At 69.5% G+C, this 17,356-nt stretch carries 20 protein-coding genes; 14 read left to right on the forward strand and 6 right to left on the reverse strand.

Annotated features, from left to right (window positions below):
* Positions 1 to 3: 3 nt before the first annotated feature.
* The 3 genes from groL to IB278_RS23565 are packed head-to-tail and all read left to right on the forward strand — an operon-like array spanning position 4 to position 4,239.
* The gene (groL, locus tag IB278_RS23555) at positions 4 to 1,632 is read left to right on the forward strand and encodes a chaperonin GroEL (protein ID WP_192325748.1); all 1,629 of its coding nucleotides are present in this window, start codon (positions 4 to 6) and stop codon (positions 1,630 to 1,632) included.
* Positions 1,633 to 1,663: 31 nt separating this feature from the next.
* A complete protein-coding gene (gene lon, locus IB278_RS23560; protein WP_192325750.1) occupies positions 1,664 to 4,045 on the forward strand; it encodes an endopeptidase La in 2,382 nt (793 codons plus the stop codon).
* Between the two features lie 41 nt (positions 4,046 to 4,086).
* Positions 4,087 to 4,239 carry a hypothetical protein gene (locus IB278_RS23565; protein WP_225613099.1) on the forward strand — a complete coding sequence of 51 codons (153 nt, stop codon included), beginning with the start codon at positions 4,087 to 4,089 and terminating at the stop codon, positions 4,237 to 4,239.
* A gap of 34 nt (positions 4,240 to 4,273) precedes the next feature.
* Here IB278_RS23565 and IB278_RS23570 read toward each other — a convergent pair whose 3' ends face one another.
* The 4 genes from IB278_RS23570 to IB278_RS23585 all read right to left on the reverse strand — a co-directional run bounded on the left by IB278_RS23570 (position 4,274) and on the right by IB278_RS23585 (position 7,409).
* Positions 4,274 to 4,564, reverse strand: a complete 291-nt coding sequence (locus IB278_RS23570) for a DUF883 family protein (RefSeq protein ID WP_192325752.1) — start codon at positions 4,562 to 4,564, stop codon at positions 4,274 to 4,276.
* Positions 4,565 to 4,666: 102 nt separating this feature from the next.
* Entirely contained in the window at positions 4,667 to 5,320 is a 654-nt protein-coding gene (locus IB278_RS23575; protein WP_192325754.1) for a BON domain-containing protein, read from the reverse strand.
* 229 nt (positions 5,321 to 5,549) lie between these two features.
* Positions 5,550 to 6,545, reverse strand: coding sequence for a hypothetical protein (locus IB278_RS23580; protein ID WP_192325756.1), 996 nt, complete (start codon positions 6,543 to 6,545; stop codon positions 5,550 to 5,552).
* A 63-nt stretch (positions 6,546 to 6,608) separates the two neighbouring features.
* On the reverse strand, positions 6,609 to 7,409 hold the full coding sequence (locus IB278_RS23585) for a Crp/Fnr family transcriptional regulator (protein ID WP_192325758.1): 801 nt from the start codon (positions 7,407 to 7,409) through the stop codon (positions 6,609 to 6,611).
* Positions 7,410 to 7,625: 216 nt separating this feature from the next.
* On the opposite strand from IB278_RS23585, the gene IB278_RS23590 reads away from it, so the two are divergent.
* From IB278_RS23590 to IB278_RS23605, 4 genes are all read left to right on the forward strand, one after another.
* Entirely contained in the window at positions 7,626 to 8,135 is a 510-nt protein-coding gene (locus tag IB278_RS23590; RefSeq protein WP_192325759.1) for an ornithine carbamoyltransferase, read from the forward strand.
* Positions 8,136 to 8,255: 120 nt separating this feature from the next.
* The gene (locus tag IB278_RS23595; RefSeq protein WP_192325761.1) at positions 8,256 to 8,909 is read left to right on the forward strand and encodes a BON domain-containing protein; all 654 of its coding nucleotides are present in this window, start codon (positions 8,256 to 8,258) and stop codon (positions 8,907 to 8,909) included.
* Complete coding sequence (locus tag IB278_RS23600; RefSeq protein WP_192325763.1) at positions 8,906 to 9,628, forward strand: acetoacetyl-CoA reductase; 723 nt, start codon at positions 8,906 to 8,908, stop codon at positions 9,626 to 9,628. Before IB278_RS23595 ends, IB278_RS23600 begins: the two co-directional genes overlap by 4 nt.
* 69 nt (positions 9,629 to 9,697) lie before the next feature.
* Positions 9,698 to 10,687: a zinc-dependent alcohol dehydrogenase family protein gene (locus IB278_RS23605; RefSeq protein ID WP_192325824.1), complete on the forward strand. Its 990-nt coding sequence runs from the start codon at positions 9,698 to 9,700 to the stop codon at positions 10,685 to 10,687.
* Between the two features lie 35 nt (positions 10,688 to 10,722).
* Here the strand turns inward: IB278_RS23605 and IB278_RS33915 are convergent, their stop codons facing one another.
* Positions 10,723 to 11,124: a hypothetical protein gene (locus IB278_RS33915; RefSeq protein WP_225613101.1), complete on the reverse strand. Its 402-nt coding sequence runs from the start codon at positions 11,122 to 11,124 to the stop codon at positions 10,723 to 10,725.
* A gap of 50 nt (positions 11,125 to 11,174) precedes the next feature.
* On the reverse strand, positions 11,175 to 11,597 hold the full coding sequence (locus IB278_RS23615) for a universal stress protein (RefSeq protein ID WP_192325765.1): 423 nt from the start codon (positions 11,595 to 11,597) through the stop codon (positions 11,175 to 11,177).
* Positions 11,598 to 11,733: 136 nt separating this feature from the next.
* Between IB278_RS23615 and IB278_RS23620 the strand changes: the two genes are divergently transcribed.
* The 7 genes from IB278_RS23620 (at position 11,734) to IB278_RS23650 (ending at position 17,355) form a co-directional block, all read left to right on the forward strand.
* On the forward strand, positions 11,734 to 12,261 hold the full coding sequence (locus IB278_RS23620; RefSeq protein ID WP_192325767.1) for a flavodoxin family protein: 528 nt from the start codon (positions 11,734 to 11,736) through the stop codon (positions 12,259 to 12,261).
* A gap of 11 nt (positions 12,262 to 12,272) precedes the next feature.
* Complete coding sequence (locus IB278_RS23625) at positions 12,273 to 13,772, forward strand: trypsin-like peptidase domain-containing protein (protein WP_318646698.1); 1,500 nt, start codon at positions 12,273 to 12,275, stop codon at positions 13,770 to 13,772.
* Positions 13,769 to 14,143 (forward strand): TraR/DksA family transcriptional regulator, encoded by a 375-nt coding sequence (locus IB278_RS23630; RefSeq protein WP_192325769.1) that lies wholly within the window; start codon positions 13,769 to 13,771, stop codon positions 14,141 to 14,143. The genes IB278_RS23625 and IB278_RS23630 overlap by 4 nt, the downstream gene beginning before the upstream one ends.
* A gap of 150 nt (positions 14,144 to 14,293) precedes the next feature.
* Complete coding sequence (locus tag IB278_RS23635) at positions 14,294 to 14,746, forward strand: universal stress protein (RefSeq protein ID WP_192325771.1); 453 nt, start codon at positions 14,294 to 14,296, stop codon at positions 14,744 to 14,746.
* Positions 14,747 to 14,785: 39 nt separating this feature from the next.
* A complete protein-coding gene (locus IB278_RS23640) occupies positions 14,786 to 15,439 on the forward strand; it encodes a BON domain-containing protein (RefSeq protein WP_145744182.1) in 654 nt (217 codons plus the stop codon).
* Positions 15,440 to 15,451: 12 nt separating this feature from the next.
* Complete coding sequence (gene adhP, locus IB278_RS23645) at positions 15,452 to 16,483, forward strand: alcohol dehydrogenase AdhP (RefSeq protein ID WP_192325773.1); 1,032 nt, start codon at positions 15,452 to 15,454, stop codon at positions 16,481 to 16,483.
* A gap of 122 nt (positions 16,484 to 16,605) precedes the next feature.
* Positions 16,606 to 17,355: a response regulator gene (locus IB278_RS23650; protein WP_192325775.1), complete on the forward strand. Its 750-nt coding sequence runs from the start codon at positions 16,606 to 16,608 to the stop codon at positions 17,353 to 17,355.
* The last annotated feature ends 1 nt before the right edge of the window (position 17,356 follow it).

Below are 17,356 nucleotides of genomic sequence, written 5' to 3' on the forward strand. Positions count from 1 at the left end.
TCGATGACTGCCAAGCAACTGCTTTTTCGGGAAGAGGCACGCGACAAGATCCGCCGCGGCGTGGATGCACTGGCCGAGGCGGTGAAGGTCACACTGGGTCCGCGCGGACGCACCGTGATCATCGACAGCGCGTACGGCGCGCCGCAGATCGTCAATTCCGGCGTGGTCGTCGCTCGGGCGGTCGAGCTGGAGGACCGGTTCGAGAACATGGGCGCGCAGTTACTGCGGGAAGTGGCGGCCCGCACCAGCGAGATGGCGGGCGACGGCACCACCACCGCCACCGTGCTGGCCCACGCGATGATCCAGGAAGGGCTGAAGTACCTGGCTGCGGGCATGAACCCCATGGACCTCAAGCGCGGCATCGATCTCGCGGTGGCTGCGGTCGTGGACAGTTTGAAGGTGCTCTCGCAACCCTGCACGAGTTCGCAGGAGATCGCGCACGTGGCCGCGATCTCGGCCAACAATGACCGTTCTATCGGGGACCTCGTCGCCCGCGCGATGGACAAGGCCGGCCGCGAGGGCGCCGTCTCCATCGAGGACGGCTCGGGGCTCGTCAGCGAGCTGGAGATCGTCGAGGGCATGCAGTTCGACCGAGGCTTCCTGTCGCCCTACTTCATCAACAACGCCGAGAAGCAGACCGTGCTGCTGGAGAACGCCCTGGTGGTGCTGTGCGACCAGAGGCTGTCGACCATCAACGACCTCGTCCCGCTGCTCGAAGCCGCGGCGAAGTCGGGCGACCCCCTGCTCGTGATCGCCGAGGATGTGGATGCGGACGCCCTGGCCACGCTGGTGATCAACAGCATGCGCGGCGTCGTGAAGACCTGCGCGGTCAAGGCGCCGGGCTTCGGCGACCGGCGCAAGCTGCTGCTGCAGGACATGGGCATCCTGACCGGCGGGCAGGTGATCTCGACCGAGCTGGGCCTGAGTCTGGCGAAAGCCACGCTCGACCACTTGGGCCGTGCACGCCGCGTGGTGATCGACAAGGACAGCACCACGCTCATCGGCGGTGCGGGCGAACCCGCGGCCATCCGCGAACGGATCGCCGCAATTCGCCAGGAGCGGGAGGCGCAGACCAGCGACTACGAGCGCAGGCAGCTGGACCAACGCATCGCGAAGCTCTCGGGCGGCGTGGCGGTGATCAAGGTGGGTGCCGCGACCGAGACCGAACTGAAGGAGCGCAAGCTCCGCGTCGAAGACGCGCTGCATGCGACACGGGCGGCCGTGGAAGAAGGCATCGTCCCGGGCGGCGGCGTGGCCCTGTTGCGGGCACGCAGGAGCCTGGGCCAGCTGGCCGCTCCCACCATCGACCATGGGTCGGGTATCAGGATTGTCCAGCGCGCGCTGGAGGAGCCCCTGCGCCGCATTGTCAGCAATGCGGCCGACGAGCCGTCCATCGTGCTGGCCAGGGTCGACGAGGCGACCCAGCCGAGCTACGGCTACAACGCGGCGACCCGCGAGTACGGCGACATGCTGGAGATGGGCGTCATCGATCCCGCCAAGGTGACGCGCCTGGCCCTGCAGAACGCCGCATCGATCGCCAGCCTGATCCTGACCACCGACTGCATGATCGCCATCGCTCCCAAGAAGGAAGCTCCGGACGCGCAGCGCGGCTCCGGCGGCGATCTCTACTGAAGCGCGGCGTTCGCGCCTCACGGAGAATCCCATGACCACTGCCCCCGCCCCGCCCTCCGCTGCTGCGCTGCCCGAGGTGGTGGCGCTGATCCCGATGCGCAACCTCGTGCTGTTCCCGCATGTCGTGACGGCCGTGAGCGTTGGACGCGAAAAATCGATTGCCGCGCTCCAGCATGCGATTGCCGGCGAGGTGCCGATCGGCATCGTCCTGCAGAAGGATCCGGGCGAAGACGATCCCTCGATCGCGAGCCTGTGCGCCGTGGGAACCCTCGCGAGAATCGTGCAGCACATCGACTCCGGCGAAGGCCAGTACCACGCCGTCTGCCAGGGCTTGAAACGGTTTCGCATCGTGGCGCCTGTGGAAGGCCAACCCTATCTCGCCGCCAGGATCGAGATCGTCGAGGAGGCCGCCGACGTGTCCGCCGAGTCCGAGGCGCTGGCGCTCCAGTTGCGGGAGCGCGCGATCGAACTGCTGTCGCTGCTGCCCAGCGTGCCGGCGGAGCTGGTGCATGCGCTGCAGACCACGCGGGAGCCGTCCGCCCTGGCCGACATCACGGCCAGCGTGATCGACGCCGACGTGAACGAGAAGCAGGCCTTGCTCGAGATGCTGCCGCCCTCGGAACGCATCGGCCAGCTCCTGAAGCTGCTCTCGCACCGCCTGGAGGTTCTTCGGCTGTCGCGGGAAATCGGCGAGCGGACCAAGGAGCAGCTCGACGACCAGCAGCGCAAGTTCGTGTTGCGCCAGCAGCTGAAGACGATTCAGGCCGCGCTGGGCGAAACAGGCGCCGACGACGAGGAGTTCGCGCGGATCGAAGCGGCGATTGCCGCGGCCGGCATGCCTGCGGATGTCGAGGCGCACACCCGCAAGGAACTCGGCCGCCTGCGCGGGATGCCCGACGCGTCGGGCGAATACTCGATGCTGCGCAACTACCTCGACTGGATGGTGGAGCTTCCGTGGACCATCGAGCCGGAAGCGCCGCTCGACCTCGCGGCGGCGCGCCGGTCGCTCGAGGCCGACCATTTCGGGCTCGAGCGCGTGAAGCAGCGCATCGTCGAGTTTCTCGCGGTGAGAAAGCTCAACCCCACCGGCCGCGCGCCCATCCTGTGCTTCGTGGGGCCGCCCGGCGTCGGCAAGACCTCGCTCGGCCAGAGCATCGCGCGCGCGATCCAGCGCCCCTTCACGCGCGTGTCGCTCGGAGGGGTGCACGACGAGGCGGAGATCCGGGGGCACCGGCGCACCTACATCGGCGCGATGCCCGGCAACATCGTGCAGGGACTGCGGCGTGCCGGCGCCCGGGATTGCGTGATGATGCTCGACGAGATCGACAAGATCGGCGCGAGCGCCCACGGCGACCCGTCGGCCGCGCTGCTCGAAGTGCTCGACCCCGAGCAGAACAACAGTTTCCGCGACAACTACCTCGGCGTGCCGTTCGACCTGAGCCGGGTGGTGTTCATCGCCACCGCGAACGTGATCGACAACGTCCCGGCGCCGATGCGCGACCGGATGGAGGTGATCGAACTGCCGGGCTACACGCAGGAAGAAAAGATGCAGATCGCGCAGACCTACCTGATCCAGCGCCAACGCGAATCCAACGGCCTGAAGGAAGGGCAATGCGAGATCTCGGCCGACGCGCTGCGGTCCATCGTTTCGGACTACACCCGCGAGGCGGGGGTGCGCCAGCTCGAGCGCGAACTCGGGCGCGTCATGCGCCACGCCGCAGTGAAAGTCGCCGAAGGCTCGACGGCCGATATCCGCATCGACGCATCCGACCTGGAGGCCATCCTGGGCCCGGCGCCCTACGAACACGAGGCCGCGCTGACCGGCAACGGCCACGTGACGGGCGTGGCCACCGGGCTGGCGTGGACGCCCGCGGGCGGCGAGATCCTCTTCATCGAGGCCACCCGCGTGCCGGGCAACGGCAAGCTGAACCTCACAGGGCACCTGGGCGAGGTGATGAAGGAGAGCGCGCAGGCCGCGCTCACGCTGATGAAGGCGCGCGCGGCCTCGCTGGGCGTGTCGCCGACGGGTTTCGCCGACGTCGACATCCATCTGCACATCCCGGCCGGCGCCATTCCCAAGGACGGTCCGAGCGCCGGTGTTGCGCTTTTCATCGCGCTGGCGTCGCTGTACACCGGCAGGCCGGTGCGCCACGACGTGGCCATGACCGGCGAGATCAGCCTGCGCGGCCTGGTCCTGCCGGTCGGCGGCATCAAGGAAAAGGTGCTCGCGGCGCAGCGCGCCGGTGTGCGCACCGTGCTGCTGCCATCGCGCAACCTGAAGGACCTGCGCGATGTGCCCGACAGCGTTCGCGCGACGCTTCGCATCATCGGTCTGGACACGGTGGACGACGCGATACGCGACGGATTGACTCCCGCCGAAGAACCGCCGCGCACCGGCGCGGCGGGCGCCTGAGGCGCGCATGCCCTGGACCGACGAGCGCTACCCCCCCCGCGATGCGCCGGCTGCCGCCGCGCGTGCGGCAAAAGGCGGTGGAGATCGCCAACGCCCTGCTTGCCGAGGGATATGACGACGGGAAAGCCATCCGCATCGGCATCGCCAAGGCAAGAGAATGGATACGCCGCCAGCCGCCGGGCGGCGGCCGCTGAGCCGGGAACACCTCGCGATCGCGGCCCGCGCGCCTCAGCGCCTTGCCGCCAGGATTCCGATGACGATGCCGGCCACCGCAACGACGCCGATCGCGCTGTACGGGTGACGGTGGATGGCCCGGTCCGTGCGGCGGACCGCCGATCTCGCCGCGCGCACGGTGTCGTCCTGCAGCGCATCGACCTGCGAGCATGCGCGCTGGAAGTTCGCGATCAGCTTGTCGCCGGCCGCGGCGAACCGCCCCTCGCCGATCGTCTCGTCCAGGGCCCGCTCCAGCGCTTGCGTGGCGGCGTGAATTGTCGTGTTCATGGCATCGTCCTTTTTCATCGGGTTGGCGTGCATCCGGCACGCATCGCCCATGCTAGGCATGCCGTGCTCGCGCCGAATTGACGCACCTCAAGGGAACCTGCCGCAACGCGCCGGTGCCGATCAGCCCGCCACCCTGAGTTCGTTCACCACGTTCGATATGCCCGGGCTCGACCACGCGGCCCCTTGCGCAGCCGCACGGGCCGCCCAGGAATGCACCGTGCCGCGCAGGATGACGCTGGCACCGCTGACGACCACTTCGATGCGGTCGGACGCGTCCTGGGCCTGGCGCTCGAGCGCTTCGCGAATCGGGGTTCCGATGTCGGCCGGGATGAGGTGTGCCTTCAGTGCGATGCTGTTCTGGACTCGCACGACACCGACCAGCGCCTCCACCGCACGCACAGCCGCATTGCGCTGATACTCCCAATCGAGTTCGCCCTTGAGGTGGATCCGGCCGTTGTCAACGCTCACCTGGATGCGATGCGGGGGAATTTCCGAATGCCATTTCAGGGCAGCCTCCGCGGCCGCTGCGATTTCCGAGTCGCTGCGCTTGTGCCGGGGCGACAACTCGACATCGAGCTTGATGGCCAGCGCCCGAACGCCTCGCACGCGCTGCACGGCACGTTCGATGGCGAGCTTCTCGGCACAGGTGTCGAGGTGGCCTCTCAGCGTCACCACGCCGTGCCTCACCGCCACCCCGACATTCGCGGCGTTGACGGCAGGCTCCCATTCCAGTTCGCGGGCCACCTCATTCTTCAACTGCGCATCGGACTTCATGATTCACCTCCCTGCCGCCGGGGGTGGAACCCGCCGGAGTTTCGAAGACCGGCAGAACAAGGCCGATGGAGGTGCCGCGCCCGGGCGCGGATGCGATGCGCAGGCAACCGTCGGACTGGATCGAGAATCCCGCCACGGCCGGCGTCATGCCCGTGCCGTTGTCGGGCGAGCAGGGCAACGGCCAGCGCGAACACCAGGGCCAGCCGGGGCCGCATTCCTTGCTTCATGTTCATGAAGGCTCCGAAGCCGCCGGAGCATCCGGCATGGAGGACCAGGAAGTGCTGGCGAAGGCAGCAATGAAGCGCCTCAGGTCGCCGGCGCCCAGGCTGTCGATGCCGGCGGCGCGGGCGCGCCCGGCGCCCCCGAACCGGCGGCACAGCGCGTGGGCGCCCTGCGGATGCGCCAGCGGCGCGCGCACACTGGCGACATAGCCTTCGCCCCCCGGCCTCAGCACAGCATGCGCCAGGCCCGGCGCCTCGGTGGCGAGATGATTGGCGAAGCACCCGAGCACGCGCCGGCTCCATGGCGCGTCGGGCAGCATGTGCACGCGGCCCGCAGGGCCCTGCCAGAGCAGGGTCGCCCTCGCCGCCTGGCGCAGATCGCTGCGTCGCATGGCGTCGATGTCCTCGACGATGGATTCGTGCGCCATCATGTCGCGCGGATCTGCGTAGCGCGCCATGAGCGGGTACAGCAGGCGGGGCGGAATGCAGACATCGCGCTCGTCGTCGCCGTAGGCGTTGTAGTTGATCAGCTCGCCCAGTCGCCGCAGCCCCGCGCGGTCGCCGGGCTCGACACCGCCGTCAAAGTCCAGCCGGTCGGCGACCGCAGCCAAGTTGTCGCCATAGGCGCCGACGAGGGCCCAGGCGCGGTGCGCACCGCCCAGATGGGCGTCGACCAGAAGGCTGGTGCAGGCATCGCTCGCCTCGTCGACGTGGGATTCCAGGCAGGGATGGGAGGGAAGTCCTCCGCTCGCGTGATGGTCGAAGTAGCGCACGTGCACGCCCCGTGTGAGCAGCCGCAACAGGCCGGCGCGATTGCGCTGCATGGACAGGTCGAACACATTGACTTCGTCGCCCGCCTGCGCATCGACGACCCGGTCGAGCAGCGCCAGATCGCGCTTCAGCCCGGTCACCAGCTCGGCCGGCCGGGTGTCCTCAAGACGCCACTGGACGACCGCGCAGAGACCGTCGGCATCCCCGTTGCAGACGTCGAAGCATCGCACCATGGTGGATTGTTCCCGCTGCGGGGGCCGGTTGCCGATCCGGATCGACCCGCCGCGCCGCACGCCTCACTGCAGCATGGCGGGCGCGGGCGCGGGCACGGGCGCAAGGCAGCGCTGCACGAAGGCCGACAAGGCCCCCACGTCCGGGATCTGCACGTCGCGACGCCCCTTCTCCACGAACTCGATCACCTTGTCGCGCGCCAGCCTGGACAGCGCCCGGCTCACGCTTTCGAGCGTCATGCCGAGGTAGTTGCCGATCTCGGCGCGCGTCATGCGCAGCGTGATCTGGTCGGTGCGCATGCCGCGCTCGGCCAGCGATTCAGCCCAGTAGCGCAGGAAGTCGGCCACGCGGGCGTCGGCCGGCAGCGTGCACACCGACATCAGCGAATCCCGGTCATGGGCGATCTCGCGGCTCATCGCAGTGTGGAACACCTGCAGCAGCGCAGGCTCGGCCAGGCAGGCGGCCAGCAGCGCCTCGTAGGAGACGACCCAGACCTCGCCCGTGTCCATCGCCACGGCGTCGCAGGAATAGTGGTTGGCGGCGATGCCGTCGAAGCCGAGCCAGTCGCCGCGGAACTTCAGGCCCACCACCTGCTCGCGCCCGTCCGCGGACAGGTTCACGATCTTGAAGAAGCCCGAGTTCAGGATGTAGAGATTGCCGAAGCGCTCGCCGGCCTGGTAGATCAGGTCGCCCGCATGCACGACGCGGCGCTGCGGGTTGAGGCGCTCCTTCAGCAGCTGCTGCGTCTCCACCAGCTTCTGGCTGGCCCGCTCGTGGACCGCCAGGCCGGCTTTCGGCACGGCGCGTGCAGCCAGGAATCCGTTCATCGCAGGTGCGGCGGCTTGGGTCAGGGACGGGTTGAACATGTGGAAGCTCCTGGTGTAGATGGTGAGTCGCGGGTCGATGGAGGGATGCTAGGAAGCGCGCGGCAACACAGTGACAACGGCCGGAATCGGTGGGTAACGCTCGGTGAATGCTTTGTGTCCGGCGCGTATCAGCGCCGGTGCAACCGGACTTGATCTGTATCAAGCCCGGCCTGCCCCCGCCCGGCTAGCCTCTGCGCACTCACACCCAGGGGGTTCATGCTCTTTCCCTTCGAGAACCACAATGTCTCGGCATTCCATGCGCTGTCGCCCGCGGAGGAGACGGCGCTGGTGGGCCGTGCGCGCCTGCTGCAGGCGGCATTCCTGCGGGGCGCCCTGTCGCCGCAGCTCAGGGGCAAGAAGCTCGGGATCCTCTGCGACGAAGGCGCCGACGGCACCGAAAGCCGGCTGCTGTTCCAGCGCGCGGCCGAGGAGCTGGGCGCGCACGTGGCAACCATCCGCCCCGCGCTCTCGAATCTCGGCAGCCCCGCCGAAGTGCAGCACAGCGCACGCATCCTCGGCCGCTTCTACGACGCGCTGGAGTGCCAGGGCATGGCGCCCGAGGTCGTGCGGCAGATCGGCCTGAAGGCAGGCATTCCCGTCTACGACGGCCTCGCTTGTGCAAGCCACTCCACGGCCCGGCTCGCCGAGCTGCTCGACGAGCGGACCTCGCCGGCGGACAACCGGCGCTTCGTGGTGCAGGCACTGCTGCTGGGCAGCGTCGCCTGAGCCGGCGCGTGAATTGATCCAGCGCAATACGCCGGGCGCACGGCGTTCCTAGAGTGGATGCACGGTTGCCGACGGCTTTTCTCGGGACCGATCCCAAGTTCATTCACTGAAGGAAACCTCATGAAAACCGATGCGCAATTGCGAGACGACATCCAGGCGGAACTGGCCTGGGACCCGTCGTTCAAGGCCTCCGACGTCGGCGTGATCGTCAAGGACGGCGTGGCCACCCTGACCGGCCATCTGGCGAGCTTTGCCGAGAAGTACGCCGTCGAACGCGCGGTGCAGCGCGTGCACGGCGTGAAGGCCGTGGCCGTCGAGATCACGGTCAAGGTTCCGTTCGACAACGAGCGCACCGACGCCGACATTGCGATGGCCGCCGAGCGGGCACTCGAATGGAACGTGCTGGTGCCGGACGGCAAGATCCGCCCGATGGTGGAAAAGGGCTGGCTCACGCTGAACGGCGAGGTCGAGTGGGAGTACCAGCGCCGGGCCGCGGAAAGTGCCGTGCGCAACCTGATGGGCGTGCGGGGCGTGTCCAACCTCGTCAACGTCACGCCCAAGGTCAGGCCGGCCGACGTCGAGAAGAAGATCCACGAAGCGCTCGCGCGCCAGGCCGACCGCGAAGCCAAGCACCTGGCCATCACGGTGAACGGCTCGCAGGTCACGCTGCGCGGCAAGGTCCATTCCTGGGCCGAGCGCAATGCGGTGCAGGGCGCGGCCTGGGCGGCGCCCGGTGTTTCGCTGGTCGTGAACGATCTCGCGGTGGACAATTGAGCCGCGTCGCACTGGTCACCGGCGGAACCTCCGGCATCGGAGCGGCCACGGCCGAGGCGCTGCAGTCTGCCGGTTACCGCGTGGCCGTCAACCACGCCAGCCGCCTGCAGGTTGCCGAGGCGTTCACCGCGCGCACCGGCATTCCGGCCTTTGCCTGGAACGTGGCCGACGCGCAGGCCTGCGCCGCCGGCGTGGCCCGCGTCGAGGCGGCGCTGGGCCCGGTGGAGGTGCTCGTCAACAACGCGGGCATCACGCGTGACGCGATGCTGCACAAGATGAGCTTCGAGCAATGGAAAGAGGTGCTCGACGTCAACCTCGGCGGCTGCTTCCACATGTGCCGCGCCGTCATCGGCGGCATGCGCGAGCGGCGCTTCGGACGCATCGTGAACCTCGGGTCGGTCAACGGCCTGTCGGGTCAGTTGGGCCAGACCAACTACGCAGCGACCAAGGCCGGGCTGGTGGGCTTCACGAGGTCACTGGCGCTCGAAGGCGCCTCGCACAACATCACGGCCAACGTGGTGGCGCCGGGCTACACCGACACCCCCATGGTCGGGGCGGTCGACCCGCAGGTGATGGCACGCATCCTGACGAGCATTCCGGCCGGCCGCCTGGCCACGCCCGCCGAGATTGCGCGCGGCATCGCGTTCCTGGCTTCGGACGACTCGGGTTTCATCACCGGCATCACGCTGTCGATCAACGGCGGCAAATACATGGGCTGAGCCACGCGCCGACCGCGGCCTGCCTCTTCCCGGAAGGCGAGTTCCGACATGACTGACGAACCCGACACCATGCGCGCCATGGTCCTGCCCGCGGCGATGCTGCCCCTCGAGATGCAGCGCCGCAGGATCCCGGCTCCCGGTGCGGGCGAGCTGCGCCTGCGCGTGCTGGCCTGTGCAGTCTGCCGCACCGACTTGCACATCGTCGACGGCGAGCTGCCGCTGCCCGTGCTGCCGATCGTGCCGGGCCACGAGATCGTGGGCGTGGTGGAAGCGCTCGGCGCGGGTGTCGAAGGCCATCGCGTCGGCGACCGGGTGGGCGTGCCATGGCTGGGCCACAGCTGCGGCTGCTGCGCCTTTTGCGCCGAGGGACGCGAGAACCTGTGCGACGCGCCGCGCTTCACCGGCTATCACCGCGACGGCGGCTTCGCGAGCCATGTGGTCGCCGAGGCGGCGTTCTGCCTGCCGCTGTCCATGCCCGAAGCCGATGCCGCCCGCATCGCGCCCTTGCTGTGCGCCGGCCTGATCGGCTGGCGCAGCCTGAAGGCCGCCGGCGAGGGCGCGCACCGGCTGGGCCTCTATGGATTCGGTGCCGCGGCGCATCTGGTGGCCCAGGCCGCCAAGGCCCAGGGGCGCGAGGTCTACGCGTTCACCCGGCCCGGCGACCTCGCGGCCCAGGCCTTCGCGCGCAGCCTCGGCGCCGCATGGGCGGGCGATGCCGACAAGCGCCCGCCCGAGCCGCTGGATGCGGCCATCATCTTCGCGCCCGCCGGCGAACTGGTGCCGGCGGCCCTGCGCGCGGTGCGCAAGGGCGCCCGGGTGGTCTGCGGCGGCATCCACATGAGCGACATCCCGGCCTTTCCCTACCGGCTGCTGTGGGAGGAGCGCAGCCTGGTGTCGGTGGCCAACCTGACGCGCGCCGACGCGCGCGAGTTCCTCGATTTCGCGCAGGCGCATCCGCTGCGGGTGCACGCCACGACCTATGCGCTGGCGCAGGCCAACGAGGCACTGGCCGACCTGCGCGCAGGCCGGATCGAGGGCGCTGCGGTGCTGGTGCCTTGAGCGGGCCGCGCCGCTGCGGCACGGCGCCGAGCTGGCTAGCGTGCGGGCGACGGGGGCTTTTCGCGGTCCAGCATCATCTGCGTGGCCATGTCCTTCATGGCCATGCAGCGCTTCATCATGTCGCCGGCGGGGGCACCGGGCTGCGCGGCCGGCGCCGCACCCATCTGGCACATCATCGACATCCCGCCCTGCATGGCCTCCATGTGTTCGGCCATCAGCGCCTGGCGTTCCTGGGGCGTGCGGGTGCCCATCATCTTCCGATGCATCTCGCGCATCCGCGCCATCTGCTGGTCCGGCGTCAACGCCGGGGTCGCAGGCCCCGCGGACGGATGGTGCAGCGCATGGTCCTTGTCCTGCGTGCCGTCCCTCGAGGGCAGCGCGGTGCAACCGGCCAGAAGGGCCAGCGCGGCCGCTCCCAGCATGTGGGCAGTTTTCATGGCAGATCCTTTCGGCGTTGGAAAAACATCCTCGGTGCGGCCACGGCCACTCAGCGCACCAGCAGCACGGGCACCGTGCAACGGGCCAGCACCTTCATCGCCACCGAGCCCAGCACGAGGTTCGCCAGTGCGCCGTGACCGCGCGACCCCATGATCACGAGGTCGAACTTTCCATGCGTCGCAAAGGCGGCGATCTCGTCCGCCGGATGGCCCACCTTGTGGGCGAAGGCCGCCTCGATGCCATGCACGGCGAGCGCCGCACGCACGGGATCGAGAACGTCGCGCGCCTCGCCGTCGTAGAAGTTGTGCACGAGGTCCGGGCCGGCAAATGCCGCGGCGCGATGCGGCACCGGAAGCACGGCATTGAAGACCGTGAACGCATGGCCCGCGTTCGACCACTCCTTGTGCGCGGCCAGGTAGTCGAGCATGCGGGCCGTGTATTCGCTGCCGTCGACGGCGAGAAGGATTTTCATGGTGTTCCTTTGCGGATCGTGTTCGAGATGGCCGGATCTTCGCCGCCGGCGCGGCAAGCGGGCTTGTTCCAGATCAAGGCCGCGGCGCCGCGCGCGGCCTACATTGGCCTTTCCTGAACACACACCAAGGACCGCCATGAACCAGATCCTCGTGGTCGTTTACTCCTACACGGGAACGTCCCGCAAGGTGGCCGAGCTGCTGTGCAGCCAGCAGGGCTGGCCCATGGCCGAGATCGTCGAGACACGGCCGCGCGCCGGTGCGTCCGGCAGCTGGCGCTGCATGCTCGATTCCTTCTTTCGCCGGCGCCCCGCGATCCGCTACCAGGGCCCGGAGACAGCGCAGTTCGATGCCGTGGTGCTGGTGTCGCCGATCTGGGGCCAGCGCCTGGCCGGTCCCATGCGCAGCTTCGTGGCCGCGCAGTGCAATCACCTGCCCGATGTGGCCGTGATATCGGTCATGGGAGGGCGCGGCGCCCCCCATGCCGTGGCCGAGATCGGCCGCCTGCTCGGACGCACTCCCGTCCTCGACACCGCGTTCACCACGCGCGAAGTCGACAGCGGCAGTTTCGCCGCGCGGCTGCAGGGCTTCGGCACGGCGGTGCGCGCCGCCGAAGGCACGCAGCCGGCGGTCCGGCCCGCCACCCTCTCGCCCCAGGCTTCCTGACCAGGTATTCCGTGCCATCGATCCCCCGCTTCATCCTCGCCCCGGCGTGTGCCGGCCTGTTCGCGCTGCTCGCGGCCTGCGCCACGGCGCCCTTGCCGGTCGCGGCGCCGGCGTCCGACGCCGCGCGGTCCGGCGGGACGCCTCCGGCACCGGCCTTCTCCTCGCTGGTGGCCAGCCGAAGCGCCTCGGTGGTCGACATCAGCACGCTGCGCATCGGACGCGACCAGAATCCGGAGGACATCGAGCTCGAAATCGCGCCCGAGCGCGACTTTGCCGACCGCCTCGCCTGGCCGCTGCCGGCCAGCGTGCACATCAGCCAGATCCGCGACCTGGCCTCCGGCGTGATCATCAGCAGCGACGGCCTGATCCTCACGAGCGCGCACGTGGTCGCGGACATCGACGAAGCCCAGGTCCGGCTCGATGACGGCCGGCGCTTTGCGGCGCACGTGGTCGGCGCCGACAAGCGCACCGATGTGGGCCTGCTGAAGATCGATGCCGGCGGCCTGTCCGCCGCCGTCATCGGAGACTCCTCGCGGCTCGCGCCCGGCGACTGGGTGGCCGCCATCAGCGCGCCGTTCGGCTTCCATGGCAGCGTCACCGCGGGGGTGGTCAGCGCCGTCGACCGCCTCGTGGGCGGGGCCGGCGACGTGCCCTTCATCCAGACCGATGTCGCCATCAATCCGGGCAGTTCCGGCAGTCCGCTCTTCGACAGCCGCGGCGAGGTCGTCGGCATGAATTCGATGATCTACAGCGGCAGCGGCGGCTACATGGGCCTGTCGTTCGCGGTGCCCATCAACCTCGCGATGCGCATCGCCACGCAGCTGCGCGCGGGCGGCACGGTCCGGCGCGCCCACCTGGGCGCGGAGTTCCAGGAGATGACGCCCGAGCTGGCCCAGTCCTTCGCGCTGCCCGCGGCTTCGGGGGCGCTGGTGGTCCGCGTCGATGCGGACAGCCCGGCGCAGGCTGCCGGCCTGCTGCAGGGCGACATCGTCACGGCCTTCGACGGCATTGCGGTCTCGCGCCTGACGGACCTGCTGCGCCAGATCGAGGACCGCATCCCGGGCGACCGCAGCCGCATGGAGATCTGGCGGCACGGCGCGCAGCACACCGTCTGGGTCACGCCGTCGCAACAGCGCGTGGCCCGGACCGCCTTTGCGCCTGCGGCCCCGCCCGAATGGAACGACGGCCTGGGCCTGAGCCTGGGCGAGGTGTCTGCGGCGCAGATGGCGCAGCTGCGCATCGGCAGCGGCCTGCTGGTGCGCGACGCCACCGGGCTCGCGCGCAGCGAAGGCATCCGCGCCGGCGATTTCATCGTCGCCGTCAACGACATGCGCCTCGATCGCGTCGATCAGTTCAGGCAGGCACTGGCGCGCGCGCCGGCCGGCCGGCCGATCGCATTGCTGGTGCTGCGCGACGGACGGCAGGCGTATGTCGCCGTGCGCATGCCGCAGCAGCGGGCGGCCGCGACCTCCTCTTTTCCTCGACCGCCGATTTCAACGAGAACGCCATGAAACACCTGAACGCAAGCGACCGCGACATGCTGGCCCGGAAGCTCGAATTCCTGAAGAGCCAGGCACTGGATGATCTGCGCGCAAGCGCCCCCGGCGTTCCGTCAGCCGCGGCCGACGACGCGCACGAGGTCCGAAGCCATGCCGACGAGGCCGAGACCGAGCGCCAGGACGACGTGCGCTTCGCGGAGATCGAGGTCGACCGCCGGCGGCTGAGCGAGATCGAGCAAGCGCAGCAACGCATGTCCGAAGGCCGCTACGGCATCTGCACCGACTGCGGCGAAGACATTCCGCGCGAACGGCTGCTGGCGCAGCCGATGGCCATCCGCTGCGCCGCCTGCCAGGCCGCGGCCGAGCGGGCCCGGCACCGCTGAGCGCCATCCGGCACCGACCGCCGCCCGGTTCCCTGCCGCTGGCTTGACATGGCGCAAGTCCGCGCGCGCGCACCGGCCGAAGAATCGACGTGTCCGCCAATCGGCCGGTGGCGGACGCCCCTTCAGTCCGGCCGAGAGGAAGACAGCGCCATGTACCACCGCATTCTTGTTCCCATCGACGGCAGCCCCACGGCGGAACGCGGCTTGCGCGAGGCCATCCGCCTGGCGGCCGAGCAGAAAGGAAAACTGCGCCTGCTGCACGTGATCGACGACTTTCCGATGCTGATGGAGATGTCGACCATCTCCAGCTTCGACGCCGGCCTGCAGAAGATGCGGGCCTACGGGGAATCCGTGCTGGCAGCCGGCAAGGACGCCGCATCGCACTCCGAAGTGGAAGCCGACACCGTCCTGCGCGAGGTCACGCGGGGGCGGATCGCCGACGTCGTGATCGAAGAGGCCAAGACCGCCGCATGCGACCTGGTCGTGATGGGCACCCACGGGCGGCGCGGCTTCAGCCGCCTCGCGCTGGGCAGCGACGCCGACCTCGTCGTGCGCGGCAGCCCGGTGCCCGTGCTGCTGGTGCGCCAGGAAGCAGGCGGCTGAGCCCCGGTGCCGCAGCCCCCCTCCATCGACAGGAATCCAATGAAATCCGATACACAACTCAGGGCAGACATCCAGGCCGAGCTGGCATGGGATCCGGCCGTCTCCGCGGCCGGCTTGGGCGTCATCGTCAACCACGGCGTGGTGACGCTGACGGGCCATCTCGGCAGCTACGCCGAAAAGCTCGCGGCAGAACAGGCCGTGCTGCGCGTCGGCGGCGTGAAGGCGCTGGCCGTCGAGACCTCGGTGAAGCTGGCCGCCGGCCTCGAGCGCACCGACGCCGACATCGCGCAGGCCGTCGGCCACGCACTCGAATGGAATGTGCAGGTGCCCCGCGACGCGGTCCGGCCGATGGTCGAAGGCGGATGGGTCACGCTGACCGGCGAAGTCGACTGGGACTACCAGCGCCGGGCCGCCGAATCGACGGTCCGCAACCTGCTGGGCGTCACCGGCCTCACGAACCTGGTGAAGATCAGGCTGCAGGTGTGCTCCGCGGACGTGGAGCGGCAGGTGCAGGACGCGCTCGTGCGCGTGTTCCACGACGCGCCGCGGCAAGTCGCGGTCGACGTGAACGGCTCGCAGGTCGTGCTGCGCGGCAAGGTGCGCTCCTGGGCGGAGCTCGAGGCGGTCCGCGGCGCCGCATGGTCCGCGCCCGGCGTGGTTTCGGTGGTCAACGAACTGGCCGTGGAGGCCTGAGGAACAGAAGCGATGCAAACCATGAAGGCCGCCGTCGTACGGGAATTCGGCCGCCCCCTGCAGATCGAGGACGTACCCGTTCCCGAGGTCGCGCCCGGCCAGGTGCTCGTGAAAGTGGTCGCGTCGGGCGTGTGCCACACCGACCTGCACGCCGCCGACGGCGACTGGCCCGTGAAGCCTTCGCTGCCCTTCATTCCCGGCCACGAAGGTGTCGGCTTCGTCGCGGCCGTCGGTGCCGGCGTGAAGGAAGTGAAGGAAGGCGACCGCGTGGGCGTGCCCTGGCTGCACACGGCCTGCGGACACTGCGAACATTGCATCACCGGCTGGGAAACGCTGTGCGACCAGCAGCAGATGACCGGCTACACCGTCAATGGCGGCTACGCCGAGTACGTGCTGGCCGACCCCGGCTACATCGGCCGGCTGCCTGCCAACGTGGGCTTCACCGAGATCGCGCCGGTGCTGTGCGCCGGCGTCACGGTCTACAAGGGCCTGAAGATGCTCGACTGCAAGCCGGGCGACTGGGTGGTGATCTCGGGCGTCGGGGGGCTCGGGCATCTTGCGGTGCAGTACGCGAAGGCCATGGGCTTTCACGTGGTGGGCGTCGACATCCACGACGGCCAGCTGCAGCTGGCGAAGGCGCTCGGCGCGGACATGGTCATCAACGCCGCCACCGAGGACCCGGTGGCGCAGCTGCAGCGCACCTTGCGCGGCGCGCACGGCGTGCTGGTCACCGCGGTGTCGCGCAGCGCCTTCGGCCAGGCCCTGGGCATGCTGCACAAGCGCGGCACCATGGCCCTCGTCGGCCTGCCGCCCGGCGACTTTCCGCTGCCGATCTTCGACATGGTGCTCAACGCCAAGACGGTGCGAGGCTCGATCGTCGGCACGCGCAAGGACCTGCAGGAAGCACTGGAATTCGCCGGCGAAGGCAAGGTGCGGACCGTGTGCACCGAGGACCGCCTCGACAACATCAACACCGTGCTCGACCGCATGCGGCAGGGCCGCGTCGAAGGACGCGTCGTCATGCGGATCACCGATGCGCCATAGGAGGGCCCGGCACTGGGCAGGCTGACCGTGGCGGGCGAGAATGGCGTGCCGCGCACCGGGCGTGCGTGCTACGCTTGTACAGTTCTTAACATTGCTGTGACATTCGAATCCACGCCTTCCGAATGAAACCCGCCTTTCACATCGCGGTCCTCGACGACGAGATCGACATCACGCAGCTGCTGGCCAACTACCTCCAAAGCCATGGTTTCCGCGTGACCCAGCTGCACGACGGCAGGTCCCTCATGACGCTGATGGACAGCGACCCGGCCGACCTCGTGCTGCTCGACCTCGGGCTGCCGGGCGAGGACGGCTTCTCCATCGCCCGGCGCATGCGCGAGAACTGGCGCTGCGGCCTGGTCATCGTCACCGGCCGCGGCGATGCGGTGGACAAGGTCGTCGGCCTGGAGGTGGGCGCGGACGACTATGTGACGAAGCCCTTCGACCTGCGCGAGCTGGTGGCGCGGGTCAAGGCCGTGCTCCGGCGCCTGGCGCCCGACGAGGCACCGGCGGCCGGCGCGCCCGTCCCGGCCGCGCCGGCCGGCCTTGCCTCGCCCGACAGGCTGCGCTTTGCCGGCTGGCAGCTCGACCTCGCGGCCCGCAGCCTCACGAACCCGCAGGGACAGAGCGTGGCGCTCACCGGCGGCGAATTCGACCTGCTCAGCGCATTTGCGCGGCACCCCGGACGCGTGCTCTCGCGCGACTTCCTGCTCGAGCAGACGCGCGGACGCGAGGCCGCGCCCTTCGACCGCACGATCGACGTGCAGGTCGGCCGGCTGCGCAAGAAGATCGAGGCCGACCCGGACGATCCGCAGATCGTCAAGTCGGTGCGTGGCGCGGGCTACATCCTGGTCCCGCCCGTCGTCCAGGGCTGAG

It is taken from the genome of Variovorax sp. VRV01 (assembly GCF_014852545.1).
Taxonomy (GTDB): Bacteria; Pseudomonadota; Gammaproteobacteria; order Burkholderiales; family Burkholderiaceae_C; genus Variovorax; species Variovorax beijingensis_A.